The organism is Sporosarcina aquimarina (assembly GCF_023715615.1).
GTDB lineage: Bacteria > Bacillota > Bacilli > Bacillales_A > Planococcaceae > Sporosarcina > Sporosarcina aquimarina_A.
Genome location: NZ_JAMBOM010000003.1, coordinates 87,439 through 103,815 on the forward strand (window position 1 = coordinate 87,439; position 16,377 = coordinate 103,815).

At 43.6% G+C, this 16,377-nt stretch carries 15 protein-coding genes and 1 other annotated feature; of the genes, 1 reads left to right on the plus strand and 14 read right to left on the minus strand.

Going from position 1 to position 16,377, the window contains the following annotated elements; genetic code table 11:
• Positions 1-10 precede the first annotated feature (10 nt).
• The 12 genes from M3197_RS10005 to M3197_RS10060 all read right to left on the minus strand — a co-directional run bounded on the left by M3197_RS10005 (position 11) and on the right by M3197_RS10060 (position 12,982).
• Positions 11-439, minus strand: coding sequence for a Mini-ribonuclease 3 (locus tag M3197_RS10005; protein WP_251661174.1), 429 nt, complete (start codon positions 437-439; stop codon positions 11-13).
• Complete coding sequence (gene cysS, locus M3197_RS10010; RefSeq protein WP_251661176.1) at positions 436-1,836, minus strand: cysteine--tRNA ligase; 1,401 nt, start codon at positions 1,834-1,836, stop codon at positions 436-438. The genes M3197_RS10005 and cysS overlap by 4 nt, the downstream gene beginning before the upstream one ends.
• Positions 1,836-2,501, minus strand: coding sequence for a serine O-acetyltransferase (gene cysE, locus M3197_RS10015; RefSeq protein ID WP_251661178.1), 666 nt, complete (start codon positions 2,499-2,501; stop codon positions 1,836-1,838). Before cysE ends, cysS begins: the two co-directional genes overlap by 1 nt.
• A 45-nt stretch (positions 2,502-2,546) precedes the next feature.
• Positions 2,547-2,772 (minus strand) — a binding site (T-box leader).
• A 64-nt stretch (positions 2,773-2,836) separates the two neighbouring features.
• Entirely contained in the window at positions 2,837-4,297 is a 1,461-nt protein-coding gene (gene gltX / locus M3197_RS10020; RefSeq protein WP_251661180.1) for a glutamate--tRNA ligase, read from the minus strand.
• A gap of 65 nt (positions 4,298-4,362) precedes the next feature.
• Entirely contained in the window at positions 4,363-4,839 is a 477-nt protein-coding gene (ispF, locus tag M3197_RS10025) for a 2-C-methyl-D-erythritol 2,4-cyclodiphosphate synthase (protein WP_251661182.1), read from the minus strand.
• The gene (ispD, locus tag M3197_RS10030) at positions 4,839-5,531 is read right to left on the minus strand and encodes a 2-C-methyl-D-erythritol 4-phosphate cytidylyltransferase (RefSeq protein ID WP_251661184.1); all 693 of its coding nucleotides are present in this window, start codon (positions 5,529-5,531) and stop codon (positions 4,839-4,841) included. The genes ispF and ispD overlap by 1 nt, the downstream gene beginning before the upstream one ends.
• Positions 5,532-5,557: 26 nt before the next feature.
• Positions 5,558-6,658 (minus strand): PIN/TRAM domain-containing protein, encoded by a 1,101-nt coding sequence (locus tag M3197_RS10035; RefSeq protein WP_251661186.1) that lies wholly within the window; start codon positions 6,656-6,658, stop codon positions 5,558-5,560.
• 135 nt (positions 6,659-6,793) lie between these two features.
• Positions 6,794-8,167, minus strand: coding sequence for a DNA repair protein RadA (radA, locus tag M3197_RS10040; protein ID WP_251661188.1), 1,374 nt, complete (start codon positions 8,165-8,167; stop codon positions 6,794-6,796).
• A gap of 81 nt (positions 8,168-8,248) precedes the next feature.
• Positions 8,249-10,696, minus strand: a complete 2,448-nt coding sequence (locus tag M3197_RS10045; RefSeq protein ID WP_251661190.1) for an ATP-dependent Clp protease ATP-binding subunit — start codon at positions 10,694-10,696, stop codon at positions 8,249-8,251.
• A gap of 185 nt (positions 10,697-10,881) precedes the next feature.
• Positions 10,882-11,934: a protein-arginine kinase McsB gene (mcsB, locus tag M3197_RS10050; RefSeq protein ID WP_251661192.1), complete on the minus strand. Its 1,053-nt coding sequence runs from the start codon at positions 11,932-11,934 to the stop codon at positions 10,882-10,884.
• Positions 11,924-12,481: a UvrB/UvrC motif-containing protein gene (locus M3197_RS10055; RefSeq protein WP_251661194.1), complete on the minus strand. Its 558-nt coding sequence runs from the start codon at positions 12,479-12,481 to the stop codon at positions 11,924-11,926. Before M3197_RS10055 ends, mcsB begins: the two co-directional genes overlap by 11 nt.
• Before the next feature lie 30 nt (positions 12,482-12,511).
• On the minus strand, positions 12,512-12,982 hold the full coding sequence (locus tag M3197_RS10060) for a CtsR family transcriptional regulator (RefSeq protein ID WP_251661196.1): 471 nt from the start codon (positions 12,980-12,982) through the stop codon (positions 12,512-12,514).
• A 278-nt stretch (positions 12,983-13,260) separates the two neighbouring features.
• On the opposite strand from M3197_RS10060, the gene M3197_RS10065 reads away from it, so the two are divergent.
• Positions 13,261-13,848: an N-acetyltransferase gene (locus M3197_RS10065; protein ID WP_251661198.1), complete on the plus strand. Its 588-nt coding sequence runs from the start codon at positions 13,261-13,263 to the stop codon at positions 13,846-13,848.
• Positions 13,849-13,935: 87 nt separating this feature from the next.
• Here the strand turns inward: M3197_RS10065 and M3197_RS10070 are convergent, their stop codons facing one another.
• Entirely contained in the window at positions 13,936-15,624 is a 1,689-nt protein-coding gene (locus M3197_RS10070; RefSeq protein WP_251661200.1) for a hypothetical protein, read from the minus strand.
• Between the two features lie 130 nt (positions 15,625-15,754).
• Positions 15,755-16,363: a biotin transporter BioY gene (locus tag M3197_RS10075; RefSeq protein ID WP_251661202.1), complete on the minus strand. Its 609-nt coding sequence runs from the start codon at positions 16,361-16,363 to the stop codon at positions 15,755-15,757.
• Positions 16,364-16,377 lie beyond the last annotated feature (14 nt).

Below are 16,377 nucleotides of genomic sequence, written 5' to 3' on the forward strand. Positions count from 1 at the left end.
TTCAGTTGTTTCAGTTTCTGACACGATCTTCTCCTCCTTCAACAAATTCAATAGCCTTGCCAATGAATTCAGCAGTTCTTTCTCTTTCTTCCAACAAATACAAATAACCGACCACCGCTTCAAATGCAGAACTGTGATTGTACGTAAGAACATCTGTATTTTTTGGCACCGATCCAGATTTTGCGTTTCTACCTCGTCTCATGACCGCCATCTCCTCTTCGGTCAAGAAATTCTCGTCTATCATGGCTCTCAGGATAGCTGCCTGTGCTTTCGCAGAAACAAATTGAGTCGCTTCCTTGTGAAGAATATTTGGTTTTACACGACCTGAGCGCAGGAGATGCTCTCGCACCGCCTGCTCATAGACCGCATCTCCCATATAAGCCAGGGAGAGTGCTTTTAGCTGACGAACGTCTGCTGGACGTAGACTGTAGTCACTCATGACCGCTTCCACCGGACACCTTGTGCGGTATCTTCCAACAGGATCCCCTGCTGTTTCAATTCATCGCGTATTGCATCCGCACGAGCGAAGTCACGATTTTTACGCGCTTCTAAACGTTCTTCAATCAACTGATCGATCGCTTCGTCATGCAATTCGTCCTTCTCCTTGAATGGTAATCCAAGAACACTCATCAACTGATTGAATGTATTCAAAAATGCTTCCAGCACTACTTTTTCGGTGTTCTTTTCGAGTAGGTATACGTTAGCTAAGCTTGCTAGTTCAAAAATTACTGCAACACCATTAGCAGTATTGATGTCGTCATCCATCGCTTCTTCAAAAGCGGTCTGCTGTTCTTGGATTTTATGAAGCCAAATATCCTGTTGGTCCCCATTATCCGCAGATACCTCTAAACGGTGTTCAACGTTTTGATAAGCAGTTCGTATGCGATCTAATCCATTAGCAGCACTCTCCACGAGATCTTGAGAGAAGTTCACCGGGGAACGGTAGTGAACAGAGAGCATAAAGAATCTCAACACTTGCGGGTCAATCTGTTGAATGATGTCGTGTACTAGCACGAAATTCCCTAGGGATTTGGACATTTTTTCATTATCAATATTTATATATCCATTATGCATCCAATAGCGCGCGAATGGCTCACCTGTCAGAGCTTCGGACTGAGCAATTTCGTTTTCGTGATGAGGGAACGTCAAGTCCTGCCCACCAGCGTGTATATCAATCGTATCACCGAGAAGCTGTCTTGCCATTACCGAACATTCGATATGCCAGCCTGGACGACCTTTCCCCCATGGACTAGCCCAAGAAATTTCTCCCGGTTTCGCTGCTTTCCATAATACAAAGTCAAGGGCATCTTGTTTGCGTTCACTTGCTTGAATACGAGCTCCAACTTTCAATTCGTCAATTGACTGATGCGACAACTTTCCATATCCATCAAACTTTCTAGTACGGAAATAGACGTCCCCTTCTGACTCGTATGCATATTCTTTTTCGATTAAAAGCGAAATGAATTCAATTACATCTTGAATGTAATCGGTCACTCGGGGGTGCATATCGGCTTTCTTACAACCCAGCGCGCCCACATCTTCAAAATACGCTTGGATAAATCGTTCAGTTAACTCTGGTACCTCTTCACCAAGCTCATTTGCAGCTTTAATAATTTTGTCATCTACATCTGTAAAATTGGAGACGAACTTCACGTTATACCCGCGGTACTCCAAATATCTTCGTACCGTATCGAAGACGATGACCGGACGGGCATTCCCGATATGAATGTAGTTGTAGACAGTCGGGCCACAAACGTACATTTTTACTTCTCCTTCAGTGATTGGAACAAACGGTTCTTTCTTACGGGTCAACGTATTGTATAGTTGGATTGTCATCAGTCCTCATCCTTTTCATCACGAATTTGTTTTTCTTTTTTTAACTCAATTAGTTGCTGTTCTAATTGCGAAATCCTGTCTTCCATGGAAGAACACAATTCAGAAACAGGGTCAGGCAAAGTATGATTCAGCCGATCTTTTACTCGGATACCATTTGAAATAACAACTTTCCCTGGAATCCCAACAACTGTCGATTCTGCAGGCACATCTTTTAATACAACAGAACCGGCTCCAACTTTACTATTTTCACCAATAATAATATTTCCAAGCACTTTAGCGCCCGTGGCAACTAGGACTTTGTCGTGCAGGGTCGGGTGTCTTTTCCCTTTTTCCTTACCCGTCCCACCTAATGTGACACCTTGATAGATAGTAACATCATCGCCTATTTCACATGTTTCACCAATTACAATCCCCATACCATGGTCGATGAATAATCGTTTCCCGATTTTGGCCCCTGGGTGGATTTCGATTCCCGTAAAAAAGCGGCTCATTTGGGAAAGCACCCTGGCTGCGAAGTGCATATTCCTTTTAAACAGAGCATGTGCGATACGATGCGACCAAATGGCATGTAGTCCTGAGTAGGTCAGCACGACCTCAATTGTACTCCGTGCAGCGGGGTCTTGGTCAAAAATACAACGAATGTCTTCTTTCATTCTGGAAAACATGTCGGCCCCCCCTTTTTCTGTAAAAAAAATACGCCTCTGTCTAATGACAGAGACGCAGATTTTGCGTGGTTCCACTCTTTTTTTGAAAAGGAATAGGCAACTTCCATTTCACTCGACGTCTGTAACGCAGACGATACGTCCGGCTTACTAAATTTCGGCCTGGCGCTCAAAGGTGCATTTCTGCAAAACGGATGACCCAGATCTCTTCCAGCCAATGGAGACCTTCTCTGGAGGGTGTGTTTTACATACTTCTCCTCTTCAACGCTTTCTTTATACGTGATACGTTCTTAGATTACTCTTATTGTACACGGCAGGTTCCGCTTGTCAACAAGGGGTTACTGAACAAACTTTTCAACGCGTGCAAGTGTCTTTTCTCGACCAAGCAATGCAATCGATTCCGGTAGTTCTGGACCGTGCGCTTGACCAGTTGCGACCACGCGAATCGGCATGAACAAGTTTTTCCCTTTATGACCTGTTTCTTTTTGCACCGCTTTGATCGCCCCTTTGATGGATGGAGCATCGAATGTGTCAAGGTTCTCAAGCTGTTGCTTGAAAGAGGTCATCACTTCAGGAATTTGTTCCCCAGCCAAGATTTCTTTTGATTGTTCATCATACTCAACTGCATCACTAAAGAATTGGGCAGATAGCTCAACAATTTCAGCACCGTAACTTAACTGGCTATGATACAAGGCGATTAAGTCATGAATCCATGCACTTTCTTTCGCTGTCATTTCTTCACTTACACGGCCCGCTTTCACTAGGTGCGGCAAAGTCAATGCCACGACTTCGTCAAGACTTAGCTTTTTAATATATTGGTTATTCATCCAAGTCAATTTCTGCTTATCGAACATAGAAGGTGATTTCGATAAACGGCTCTCGTCAAACTGTTCGATGAGCTCCTCTTTCGTGAACAACTCTTCTTCTCCAACCGGAGACCATCCAAGTAGCGCAAAGAAATTGAACATCGCTTCCGGTAAGAATCCAAGGTCTTTATATTGAGAAATGAATTGAATGATGGACTCATCACGCTTGGACAACTTTTTGCGATCTTCATTGACGATGAGCGTCATGTGACCATACCGTGGTGCTTCCCATCGAAATGTATCAAACACCATGAGCTGTTTTGGTGTATTCGTCAAATGTTCTTCTCCACGGAAAACGTGAGACATTTTCATCATATAATCGTCTATGACAACCGCGAAGTTATATGTCGGAATGCCGTTTGCTTTCACAAGCACCCAATCGCCAATGTCTTTGGATTCGAATTGGACACTACCACGAACAAGGTCCTCTATTGTATACGTTACGTTTTCCGGAACACGCATACGAATGGTATAAGGCATACCAGCTGCTTCTTTTTGTCCAACTTCTTCTGCGCTTAAGTGACGACAAGTTCCTTTATACATTGGCGCAGCAATGCCTGCCGCTTTTTGTTGCTCGCGCTCAGCTTCGAGTTCTTCAGTTGTACAGAAACATTTATAAGCTGCACCTTTTTCAAGCATTTCTTCTGAATACTTTTTGTACGTATCCAGACGCTCCATTTGACGATACGGGCTATAGGGACCACCGATATCAACAGACTCATCATGCTCGATTCCGAGCCACTTTAAATTTTCAAGCTGCGACAATTCCCCAGCTTCAATATTGCGAACCGTATCAGTATCCTCAATCCGTACTATGAATTTCCCGCCGTGATGGCGAGCGAACAAGTAGTTGAATAATGCGGTACGAGCTCCTCCGATATGTAAATGACCTGTTGGGCTCGGTGCATAGCGCACACGTACTTCTGCTGTCATGACTAGACATCTCCGTTCTGTTAGTTCAAATAATAATTACTTGTACAGACTAGTTTACCAAAAACTTAAGCTTTCACCAAAAGAATCGCCGCAAGAGATGCAATTCCTTCTTCTCTTCCGACAAACCCTAATTTTTCTGTCGTCGTCGCTTTAACGTTCACTTGACTAGGATCTGCATGTAGTAAAGAGGCTACGCGATTTTTGATGGTTTCAATATGCGGAGCCATTTTAGGCTGTTGCGCCATAATCGTACAATCCACATTACCCAGCTTATAGCCTTCTTCTTCTACCAACTTCCAGACTTCTTGAAGTAGAACTGCTGAATCAGCATCTTTAAAAGCGGCATCTGTATCTGGAAAGTGATGACCAATGTCCCCTTTACCAATCGCTCCTAGCGCTGCATCTGTAATGGTGTGCAAAAGGACATCTGCATCCGAGTGACCGATTAACCCTTTAGCATGAGGAATCGTAACCCCTCCAATAATCAGCGGGCGCCCCTCTGCAAATTCATGTACGTCAAAACCTTGTCCAATTCGTATCATCATACCGTCTCCTCAAGCCTTTTTTTCAACAAGTATCCACCATAGGCAAGATCCTCTGGTGTAGTCATTTTAATATTATCGTACGTACTTTCAACGATGCGAACTTCATAGCCCGCATGCTCCGCAAGCATCGCTTCGTCTGTCCCTAGGAAGTTTTGCTGTTCAGCTTTTTGAGAAGCGTCTTTCAAAACTTCATAACGAAACGCTTGTGGAGTTTGAATAACCCATAAGCGTTCACGATCTGCCGTTTCTTCAATGACCCCATTATTTACGTACTTCATCGTATCTTTCGCTTTCACGCCGGCTACCGCGCCACCATGCCGTGATGCACTCATCACAAGTTCATGGATAACATTTTGTTTGATGAAAGGACGAGCCGCATCATGAACGAGGACAATCCCATCGGTTTGATGGGATGCAAGACATGCTTTCACGCTATGTTGACGTTCGGTTCCGCCTTCAGGCAATGCCTTTATTTTTGTAATCTGCTCTTCCTGAATGATCATTTCAATTGTGGAGCGTTCAGTTTCTTTGACCGCTAAAATGATTCCTGTACACCAAGGATCCTGCTGAAACACCGTCAACGTGCGAGCCAAAATCGATTTCCCTTCGAGTTCAAGGAAAAGTTTGTTATGCCCCGCTCCCATCCGCGTTCCACTTCCGGCAGCAGGCATCATTACTGTATAGTCCATCCCGACTCCTTTCCACTGGTCGCCGTTCAGTGGGCTTTAGTTTGTTTACCATTTTTAGGTTTTGCGAAAATCATGCGGCCTGCTGATGTTTGTAATACACTTGTCACCACGACTTCAATAGCCGTTCCTATAAAGTTGCGCCCATCTTCAATGACAATCATCGTTCCATCATCTAGATAAGCAACACCTTGATTGTGTTCTTTTCCGTCTTTAATGACGACGACGTGCATTTCTTCACCAGGGATAACAACCGGTTTGACAGCATTCGCAAGGTCATTAATATTCAACACAGATACTCCATGTAAATCCGCAACTTTGTTCAAGTTGAAATCGTTTGTCACGACGAGTCCATTCATCTTTTTAGCAAGCTTCACTAATTTCAAATCGACTTCAGCTACATTCGGGAAGTCTTCATCCGTAATCAGGATTTTCTTTCCATCCCCTTCTTGCAAACGACGAAGCACATCCAAACCACGTCTTCCTTTTGTCCGCTTCAACGTATCAGCAGAATCTGCAATATGCTGGAGTTCAGTTAAGACAAACTGGGACACAACCAATACACCTTCCAAGAAACCCGTGTCAACAATATCTGCAATACGACCGTCGATAATGACACTTGTATCAAGCACCTTGTAAACTGGATCTTGAGAAACACTTACTTCAGTTTCAGGCTCTTTTTTTCGTCCGACGTTCCGTACCGAGAAGATCGCAGTTAAGAACTCATCTCGTTTTTTAAACCCGACTTGAAATCCTAAATATCCGAACAGTGCTGATAATAGAATTGGAAGCACAGATGTCACAACTGGAATTTGGATATTACTCAAACCCCAACCAGCCAAAAATGCAACGAACAACCCGATAATCAGACCGATTGAACCGAATAGTAAATCTAAGATCGGGGCTTTCATGAGTAAATCTTCTAACCACTTAATGAAATTGACAATCGGATCTGTCAAAAATGTGCTGAACACAAAGAGGAATAATGCTCCTAAAACGGCTGCGACATATGGGTTATTAATGAACGGGGTTGCTGTGAAAGAAGATAATTGGAATAAGTACGGAAGAAACAATACACCAAGTGTTCCACCAACCAATAAGAACATAATTTGCACAACTCTTTTCAGCATTTAATCCACCTCCTTTTAGTAGTCCTATTATACATGTATTCCCTATTGATTGCTTTCTTGAACCTAAAAAGCAAGGAATCCTGAACCTATAGTACAGGACTCCTGAAAACACACAAAAGTTCCTATCCTTCTTTATCACTGTGGCAAACAAAGATCGAGTGCATCCCGTACAGTTTCAACTCCAACGACTTGAATGCCCTCTGGATAGTCCCATCCACCAATGTTAGAGGCCGGAATGACCGCTCGTTCAAATCCAAGCTTTGCTGCTTCTCCAACCCGTTGTTCAATCCTGGAAACCCTTCGAACTTCACCAGTCAGTCCTACCTCTCCCATATAGCAGTCAGTAGCCCGTACCGCCACGTCACGATAGCTAGAAACGATACTCATAAGAACAGCAAGGTCAATCGCAGGTTCGTCGAGTTTCACACCACCCGCCACCTTAATATACGCATCCTGTGCCTGTAATAGCATTCCCATCCGTTTTTCCAATACCGCCATCAAAAGAGATACCCGATTTTGGTCTAGTCCCGTCGCCATCCGTTTTGGATAATTGAAACTAGATGGCGTGACCAATGCTTGAATCTCTACAAGAATAGGGCGTGTTCCTTCCATAGAGGCAACAATGGTTGACCCTGCACCGCCTTGAGAACGTTCCTGTATGAACATTTCCGAAGGGTTCAACACTTCTTTCAAACCGGCTTGTAACATTTCAAAAATTGCGATTTCATTTGTGGAACCGAAACGATTTTTCACACTACGCAAAATTCGGTATGTATGATGCCTCTCCCCTTCAAAATAGAGCACCGTATCCACCATATGTTCCAGCAGGCGCGGACCCGCGATTTGTCCATCTTTCGTAACATGACCAACTAGGAAGATTGCGATACCTTGTGTTTTCGCTATTTTCATGAGTTCTGCTGTACATTCTCTAACTTGCGAAACACTCCCCGGTGCAGAAGCCACTTCCGGGTGATGAATGGTTTGGATTGAATCTACAATGACAAACTTAGGCGTAACATTATCAATCGTATCGTGAATAAGCGCAAGATCTGTTTCTGCGTAAATATATAGTTCATCAGACAACACACCTAGACGTTGTGCACGAAGCTTAGTTTGACGAATTGACTCCTCCCCTGAAATGTACAACACGCGTTGTTGTTGGCCCGCCAAAAGCGCAGACACTTGAAGCAACAATGTGGACTTCCCGATTCCCGGATCTCCCCCAATCAAGACTAGCGATCCGGGAACAATTCCTCCACCTAGTACACGATTTAGTTCTTCCATTTCTGTACGGATTCTTGGTTCATCCTCTATTGCGACATCATTGATAGGCATCGCTTTCTGCTTTACGGCGTCAGAATGTTGAAAGGCCCCACGAGGTCCTTTTTGGACAATCTCAGTTTCTTCATCCATCGTGTTCCATTCACCGCACCCCGGACACCTACCCATCCATTTCGGTGACTCATATCCGCATGATTTGCAAATGAATTTCGTTTTCTTTTTCGCCATATATACCTCCAAACGACGAAGAGGACAGCCCCTCCCTTTTTTGTATACTAGGGATGAACTATCCTATTCCTCTACCTCTTATTAATTTTTCACCATTTCTTCTTGTTGCGTTTCTACCTTGAAGTCACCGTCTACATAGTCGACCGTCACTTTTCTCCCTGCGAGTGCGGTTCCTTGCAACAGTTCCTCTGAAAGGCGATCTTCCACGTGTTTCTGAAGTGCGCGACGAAGTGGACGTGCCCCGTATTCAGGATCATATCCTTCATCCGCAATTTTCAGCTTCGCCTCTTGAGTTAATACCAGTTCAATATCTTGTTCAGCGAGTCGTTTGCTCAACTCATCTGCCATCAACGAGACGATTTGCTGCAACTGGTCTTTTTCAAGTGAATGGAAGACGATCATTTCGTCTACACGGTTCAAGAATTCAGGACGGAATGCTTTTTTCAGCTCTTCCAACATTTTTTTCTTCATGTCTTCGTAATCCTGCTCACCATCTTGAAGATTAAATCCGACATATTTGTTCTTCCTCAACTCTTGTGCACCAACGTTCGACGTCATGATAATCACTGTGTTTCTGAAATCGACTGTACGCCCTTTGGAATCAGTCAAGCGACCATCTTCGAGCACTTGTAACAGGATATTGAATACATCTGGATGTGCTTTTTCAATTTCATCAAGCAATATTACAGAATATGGTTTGCGACGTACCTTTTCTGTTAACTGTCCGCCTTCTTCGTACCCCACATATCCTGGAGGTGAACCAACTAAACGTGATGTCGTATGCTTTTCCATGTACTCAGACATGTCGATACGGATCATCGAGTCCTCGTCACCGAACATTGTTTCAGCAAGAGCTCTTGCAAGTTCTGTTTTACCAACACCAGTAGGTCCAAGGAAGATGAATGAACCAATTGGGCGTTTAGGATCTTTCAACCCTGCGCGTGCACGGCGTATTGCCCGGGAAATAGCCGCGACTGCTTCTTTTTGACCAATCACACGCTTATGCAACTCTTCTTCCATGTTCAAGAGCTTCGCAGATTCAGTCTCAGCAATACGCGCTACTGGAATTCCTGTCCACATCGCCACTACTTGAGCGATGTCATTAACAGTGACTTCGGATTCTGTTTTACCTTGTTTTTCTTTCCATTCCGTTTTCGTTTTCTCGAGCTCTTCCTTCATCTTCTGCTCTTTATCACGATATGATGCAGCTTTTTCAAACTCCTGGCTTTGCACTGCAGCATTTTTCTCAGAGCGTATTGCTTCGAGCTTATTTTCAAGTTCCCTTAAGTTAGGTGGCGTTGTATAAGAACGCAAACGGACTTTCGAACCTGCTTCGTCGATTAAATCAATCGCTTTGTCAGGTAAAAATCGGTCTGAAATGTAGCGATCCGACATTTTTGCTGCCGCTTCAATGGCTTCATTTGTAATTTTTACACGGTGGTGTGCTTCATAGCGATCACGCAGTCCCGTAATAATCTGAACGGTCTCCTCAACGGATGGTTCATCCACTTGAATCGGCTGGAAACGACGCTCAAGTGCAGCATCTTTTTCAATGTACTTTCGGTACTCATCAAGTGTCGTTGCACCGATACATTGCAACTCACCACGAGCAAGTGACGGTTTCAAAATATTAGATGCATCGATTGCACCTTCTGCTCCACCAGCACCAATAAGTGTATGCAACTCATCGATGAATAAAATGATGTTGCCTGCTTGGCGAATTTCTTCCATCACTTTCTTCATACGGTCTTCAAACTCGCCACGATACTTAGTACCTGCAACGACAGTTCCCATATCTAATGTCATCACACGCTTATCGCGAAGGATTTCAGGGACTTCATTGTTAACGACTTGAAGTGCAAGCCCTTCAGCAATTGCAGTTTTACCCACACCCGGCTCACCGATAAGAACTGGGTTGTTCTTCGTGCGACGTGCTAGAACTTCAATAACACGTGTAATCTCTTTACCACGACCAATGACCGGATCGAGTGTCCCTTCGCGAGCAATCTCCGTTAGGTCACGTGCCAATCCATCTAAAGTCGGAGTTGCCGCTGTTGCTGAAGCATTTTGACCACTTGAATTCGCATTGTCGTTACTTCCGAGCAGTTGCAACACTTGCTGACGGGCTTTGTTTAAACTTACACCTGCATTATTGAGAACACGTGCCGCCACCCCTTCTCCTTCACGAATCAGTGCAAGTAGAATATGTTCTGTTCCAATATACGAGTGGCCCAGTTTACGAGATTCATCGACAGAAAGCTCAATGACTTTTTTCGCACGTGGTGTGTAGTGAACGATTGGTCCTACGTCTTTATTTCCCGTTCCAACGAGTGTTTCTACACCTGTTTCAATCGTTTCAAAGCTAACTCCAATTGCCTCCAATGCTTTTGCTGCAATCCCGCCACCTTCACGGATTAATCCAAGTAGAATATGTTCTGTTCCAATTGCTTCATGCTTCATGCGAATGGCTTCTTCTTGAGCAAGTTGAAGGACTTTTTGTGCACGTTGTGTAAATCGATTAAACATCATTAACATTCCTCTCCTTCTGCAGAGAATAATTTTCTTCGTGCTACTTCTATCTATATTCTTCCGGACCACCAAACAATCGGTTTCCGGGTGAATTGACTCTGACCATTTTTGACCATTATATCGAATCCGTTACTAGGACGCAAAAGAGACGCTCAACACCGGTCTTTTTGTTCATATTTTTCTTTTCAACTTTTTTGGAGTCTCTCCCTAAAAAGTTTAGCGCGACTAATGTCTAATTCTTCAGACGTCAATGCTTCTCCTTCATAATGCTGGAGAAAACCTGACTGCATGAAAATCATCAGTTCGTTCAGTATGGTCATGTCCACATCTTCAATTAACTCAAGATCGATGCCTAACCGAACGTCTGAAAGACATCGCGCTGCTTCTGCTGCAGGAAGTAGCCGTGCATAAGAAATTGTACCAAGTGCACGAAACACGCGATTTTCAAGAGCAATTCGTGACTTTTCAAGAAGCAATTCTCGCGATCGCCGCTCGTGGGCAATCAGTCGAGAAACAATGTTTGCAAGTTCGGCTAGAATTTCCCTTTCTGATTTTCCAAGAGTCAGCTGATTAGATACTTGGTAAACGTTCCCCGGTGCTTCGCTTCCTTCACCGTAGCTGCCCCTCACAACCATTCCAAGCCTTGAAACAGCAGGTATAATGCGGTTGATTTGTCGGGTTATCGTGAGCGCCGGTAAGTGTAACATGACAGAAGCCCGCATCCCCGTTCCTGTATTTGACGGGCAACTCGTAAGATATCCAAACTCTTCGTCAAATGCATAAGGTAATTTCTTTTCAAGTGCACGATCGGTTTCATCCGCCTTTTGATAGGCATTTTCGAGCTGTAATCCCGGATAGATGCACTGGATACGCAAATGGTCTTCTTCATTTACCATAATGCTGATTGTTTCATCTTCCGATAGGAATACCGCTCCGAACTGCTCTGCTTCCGCAAGTTGGTGACTGATTAAATGCTTTTCTACAAGTGCTTGCCGATCCAGTGGAGCTAATTCGTTCATCCTTGTATAGGAATACCCTTTTTCATCCGTACTAAGCAATGCTTCTGAAACTATTCGACCGACTTCCTCTGCTTGCTCATCAGAGAATGCGATTGGGAAACGAAATTCACGAAGGTTGCGAGCGAGGCGGATTCGGGTCGACATGACGATATCGGAATGCTCACCATGAGGTATCATCCAGCCTGTTACAGCGTTTTGCATGTATCGATTATTCCCCATGCTCACTCCCTCCTTCTTCTTCTGTTTCTGCAGCTAGTTTTTGTTTCCAGTCTTTTATTTCATCACGCAGCACAGCTGCATGTTCGAACTGTTCTTCTTGTATCGCTTCTTGCATACTCAAACGAAGTTCCTCGATTTTCTTTTTAATGGTCATTTTTTCATTGAAAGACTCAGGAATTTTACCTTTATGGATTGTATTTCCGTTATGCAATTTGCCAAAGACTTTTGGGAGACGCTCGCGGAATGTTACGTAACACGTCGGACATCCGAACTTCCCAATTTCAAGAAAGCGATGAAAGGTTAGACCACATTCTGGACACTCGGGCATCGTCTGAACTTCTCGCGTTTGCTGTTGCAGCGTTTCACTTCCACTCAACCACTGTGACAGAAATTGTTGAATGGACATCGGCTCCTGATTCGGGCTAATAGAAAACGTCTGTAAGTTAAATGCGCACTTCTCACACAAATTCCTTTCAATCGATCCATTTGGCGTATCTTGCATTAAGATAACGGAAGCTTGACGTTCTTTACAGTTTTCACAAAGCATGTTTTACCACCTCATCGTTTAAATAACTAGTCACTCCGATTGTTCGTATAGGAGCGAGAATAACATGGCCTGTAAAATCCGTGCGCGGATTATATCCCGTTCAGGTAACGGATAGTTTAGGACAGCAGGCTCGACAGCTGAAAGCATTAGACGGGCTTCCTTTTTAGAAACCACTTGTTCCGCTAGTAACCGATAGACCACATCTTCTGCCATTGTGTACGAAGCGCCTTGTTGCACACTTTCCAATACGTGATCCAATAGGTCTTTGCGTGAATTCGTTTGAACCCGATATATACGGATGTACCCACCACCGCCACGTTTAGATTCGACCGCATAGCCCCGCTCCAATGTAAATCGTGTTTTAATGACGTAATTGATCTGCGAAGGAACACATTGGAACTTTTCCGCCACTTCATTGCGCTTGATTTCCACGATTCCATTATCTTCATGTTCGATAATCGATTTTAAATACCCTTCTATGATGTCGGAAATATTACGCATCCTCTCACCTCTTTTATTGGCACAGTCATTTATGTTGACTTTGACTATCTTTGACTTAATTGTACCGTATTAAACAATAGGCACGCAAGAAATTTGCAAACCGTTGGATTAGGGGAGAAAAAAGTAAAACAGTTGAACATTTTATGTTTAGTATGTTTATAATAGAGGTATAGAATGAAGTCGAGGATTTTTTTCTGACCTCTTTTTTCCTCTCCCTACGTTTGACCCCCAAACAAAAAGCTCCGGGTACACCCATACCGACGGAGGAGATTAAATCAATGAATTGGTACGAGAAACTAAGTGAGTATTTCCCAATCGAAGAAATGAAGTCAAAAGAGCATATGGACGCGTTGTTAAAGGATAAACACAATGTTTACCGTAAAGACGAAGGTCCAAAACACGTGCTCATGTACGTTGAAACAGAGTCGTTTGTGTTTGTCGATTATTTGTTTGTTTCGTCCGCTTCACGAGGTGAAGGTCTTGGCAAAAAACTACTGACGCAACTCAAGGAAAAAGGTAAACCGATTTTGCTGGAAGTGGAGCCAGTCAATTACGAAGACACGGATACAGAAAAACGCTTACGCTTCTATGCTCGTGAGAACTTTCATCATGCTTCTCGCATTGGCTATAGCCGTCGCTCACTCGCTACTGGAGAACAAACCGACCTCGAAATCCTTTACTGGTCTCCTGAAGATGCAGAAGAAGAAACGGTATATGATGCAATGAAGATGACGTATGAAGAAATCCATACGTATAAGGATGATGAATTTTACGGTGAATCATACGACCCGATTGATAAAGTATTGACATTCCGTACAGAAGGTAAAACAAATATCCTGAAACCCTTTGCTACAGTTAGTGCTTAATTGACAGTCGACCTTCCATAAAACAACGAAAAAGCGGAAGCCCTCTAAACGGCTTCCGCTTTTATTATGGAGTTTAAACGCATTTCGTTATTCCGTTAATGAGACATTCAAGAGCTCCTTAACCGGAAGAAAGAGTTCCCCTGTTTCAACATACGTAATGGATAATTTGTCTCCTTCTTGAATGTACACCGCTTCAGGTATCGTCTCAGACGAAACTATGAAATTCCGACCGTCTTCCGATTTTACAGAAACCAAGGTAAAGTCACCAGCTCGTTCTTTGTAAACACGTTTAACAGTGATCGCAGCCTTTGCTTCTTCTGCTTCAGAGCTGCCATTCACAGAACTGCCTCCGCGTTGTAATGCGGTTTTATAAAGTTTCAATGCATCATTTGGGGAGTTCCCAGATACCGATATTTCCGGATTTGCAGCAGATACGATGAAGTAGTTTTGTAGGAAGCCATTTGAGTCTAGCACCGGGGTCAACCAACTAGCTTCTCCATAGAAGTTATAGAGGACAGGCATTTCGCCAGACCACTTTTTCTCGATGAATTTCTTTTCAATAATTTGCAAGGCTCCTTGTGAGTCCATATAGGATTCCTCAAGATCCCCTGTGTAGTACGTCGCTTTACCTGTGCGCCCATCGGTTAGCGCATACCCCAGCATCGAATCTACGCCCTCTTTTGGACTTGTAAAGTCTGTGAAGTAATACATATGTCCGTTTTCATCGAAAATCGGACTGACGTTTGCCTCGGTTCCTTCATCGGACGGTAGTTTTACATCTTTTTTGCCGACAATTGAATTCCAGAAACCATGAACATACTTCCCGAAATAGCTATTTTGCAAACTGACGACTTCCGGAGAGACAGCACCATCGATATAGCTCGGGATATCTGCAAGTGCAAACTTCTCAACTTTCCCAGTCCTTGGATCTGTCATGACAATCCCTTTCACGTCAAATCCATTACGGGCAGTGATGAACTCTCCGTAAGAACGGATGTAATGGGGACTACCCTCATCATCGATTTCCAATTGAACATCTCCATAAAAAATCAGTTCAGGAAATTGTAAACGCATATGACGATCCACTTGTTTGTTAAAGTAAGACGTCTCTGTATACGTCATTTCCGACGGTACAAACTTTGGATTATCCGCAGAGTCCGTGGCGCTCATGCGGAAATAGCCTGGTGTCGTCTTTCCGTTCCACCATTTAAAAAACCCTGAAAATTCAACAGGCGCAATATATACATACTCGTCTTTCACCTTTTGGATTTGCAGATGTCCTAAGTCGTAATAACTTGTATTCGGTACTTGCCCGAATGCTTTTTTCATTTTGTTGCGTGCAAATTTAGGTGGCACGCTCGCTGGTGTCTGAGTTTCGTCAAATGCTTCAATTTCTATTTGCTGATCCATTTCAACCGCTTTGTATTTCGTGTTCGCATTTAATAATGGGGCGGATAAAATGTAAATGCCTGCAATGAATGAGAGTCCTGCCACAACAATCTTTACTTTCCGATATATCCCACCATCTAAAATAGTTCCAACTATCGCTGCAGCGAGTAACAGGACCCATAGCGAGGACCAATGCTGGTCTAGATTTGTTGCGTAATAAAAAATAGAAATACCAACCGCGATCACCACAGTTGCAATGATTAGAAGGATCGCTCTAAAGCTGGAACTGTTTTCTTTTCCTTCCGTGAGAACTTTCCTATGCAATGGCACGGCCAGCAGTGCAGCAACGATGCTGGCAAAGAGAGAAAATAAGAGTAAGTGAATCATAAGTAAGCCTTCCTTCCGTGTGTCGTGTACTTACTCTTGTATACGGATAACGTAACGATAATGTTTCAGCGATTTTAGTTTGGATACAGAAAAACCGGCCTCCCTTTTATAGAGAAGTCGGTTTAGTTTGTTAAATAGAGCGACGTGTTCTTAAAATGCGTGCCATTCGGTGGCCAAACAATCCAGCCAATACGGAAAGGATGATATCCTTTGGCAACGGTGGTAACATCCAAATCCATGCAATTTTATACGTAAACGCATCCGGTGCCGCTGCCCATAGCTTGTACGCAACAAACATCCAGTTTGTTCCGATTAGGTAATTGATGACACATCCGACAAGTGCTGCGAAAACAAATCCTGTTACGGTGCTATTCTTTTCTACAATCTTGCCAGCGATGTAGGCAACTAAAATAAATGAAAGGACAAATCCGAACAACGGGCTGACAATTTCACCGAAACCTCCACTAAATTTCGCAAATACGGGTGCACCTGCAAGACCTATTGCCATGTAGACTGTCATTGAGACCGCCCCATATCGACTTCCAAGTAATAGCCCTGCTAATACCGCAAAAAAAGTTTGTAGTGTAATTGGCACGCCACTTACTGATAAAGCTGGTAAAAAGTATGTAATATTTGCTCCGATCATCATCAGTGCAGCAAACATCGCTGAGTAGACGAGTCCTAGCGTTCCACTCATCGTCTTCGACCGATTTGGTTTCATTGTTGCTGTTGTTCCCATTTATAACACCCCTT

What these genes read in the sequence shown, in the direction of transcription:
- M3197_RS10005 (WP_251661174.1), bottom strand. Translation starts at nt 439, where the DNA reads ATGAGTGACTACAGTCTACGTCCAGCAGACGTTCGTCAGCTAAAAGCA.
- cysS (WP_251661176.1), bottom strand. Translation starts at nt 1,836, where the DNA reads ATGACAATCCAACTATACAATACGTTGACCCGTAAGAAAGAACCGTTT.
- cysE (WP_251661178.1), bottom strand. Translation starts at nt 2,501, where the DNA reads ATGTTTTCCAGAATGAAAGAAGACATTCGTTGTATTTTTGACCAAGAC.
- gltX (WP_251661180.1), bottom strand. Translation starts at nt 4,297, where the DNA reads ATGACAGCAGAAGTACGTGTGCGCTATGCACCGAGCCCAACAGGTCAT.
- ispF (WP_251661182.1), bottom strand. Translation starts at nt 4,839, where the DNA reads ATGATACGAATTGGACAAGGTTTTGACGTACATGAATTTGCAGAGGGG.
- ispD (WP_251661184.1), bottom strand. Translation starts at nt 5,531, where the DNA reads ATGGACTATACAGTAATGATGCCTGCTGCCGGAAGTGGAACGCGGATG.
- M3197_RS10035 (WP_251661186.1), bottom strand. Translation starts at nt 6,658, where the DNA reads ATGCTGAAAAGAGTTGTGCAAATTATGTTCTTATTGGTTGGTGGAACA.
- radA (WP_251661188.1), bottom strand. Translation starts at nt 8,167, where the DNA reads ATGGCGAAAAAGAAAACGAAATTCATTTGCAAATCATGCGGATATGAG.
- M3197_RS10045 (WP_251661190.1), bottom strand. Translation starts at nt 10,696, where the DNA reads ATGATGTTTAATCGATTTACACAACGTGCACAAAAAGTCCTTCAACTT.
- mcsB (WP_251661192.1), bottom strand. Translation starts at nt 11,934, where the DNA reads ATGGGGAATAATCGATACATGCAAAACGCTGTAACAGGCTGGATGATA.
- M3197_RS10055 (WP_251661194.1), bottom strand. Translation starts at nt 12,481, where the DNA reads ATGCTTTGTGAAAACTGTAAAGAACGTCAAGCTTCCGTTATCTTAATG.
- M3197_RS10060 (WP_251661196.1), bottom strand. Translation starts at nt 12,982, where the DNA reads ATGCGTAATATTTCCGACATCATAGAAGGGTATTTAAAATCGATTATC.
- M3197_RS10065 (WP_251661198.1), top strand. Translation starts at nt 13,261, where the DNA reads ATGAATTGGTACGAGAAACTAAGTGAGTATTTCCCAATCGAAGAAATG.
- M3197_RS10070 (WP_251661200.1), bottom strand. Translation starts at nt 15,624, where the DNA reads ATGATTCACTTACTCTTATTTTCTCTCTTTGCCAGCATCGTTGCTGCA.
- M3197_RS10075 (WP_251661202.1), bottom strand. Translation starts at nt 16,363, where the DNA reads ATGGGAACAACAGCAACAATGAAACCAAATCGGTCGAAGACGATGAGT.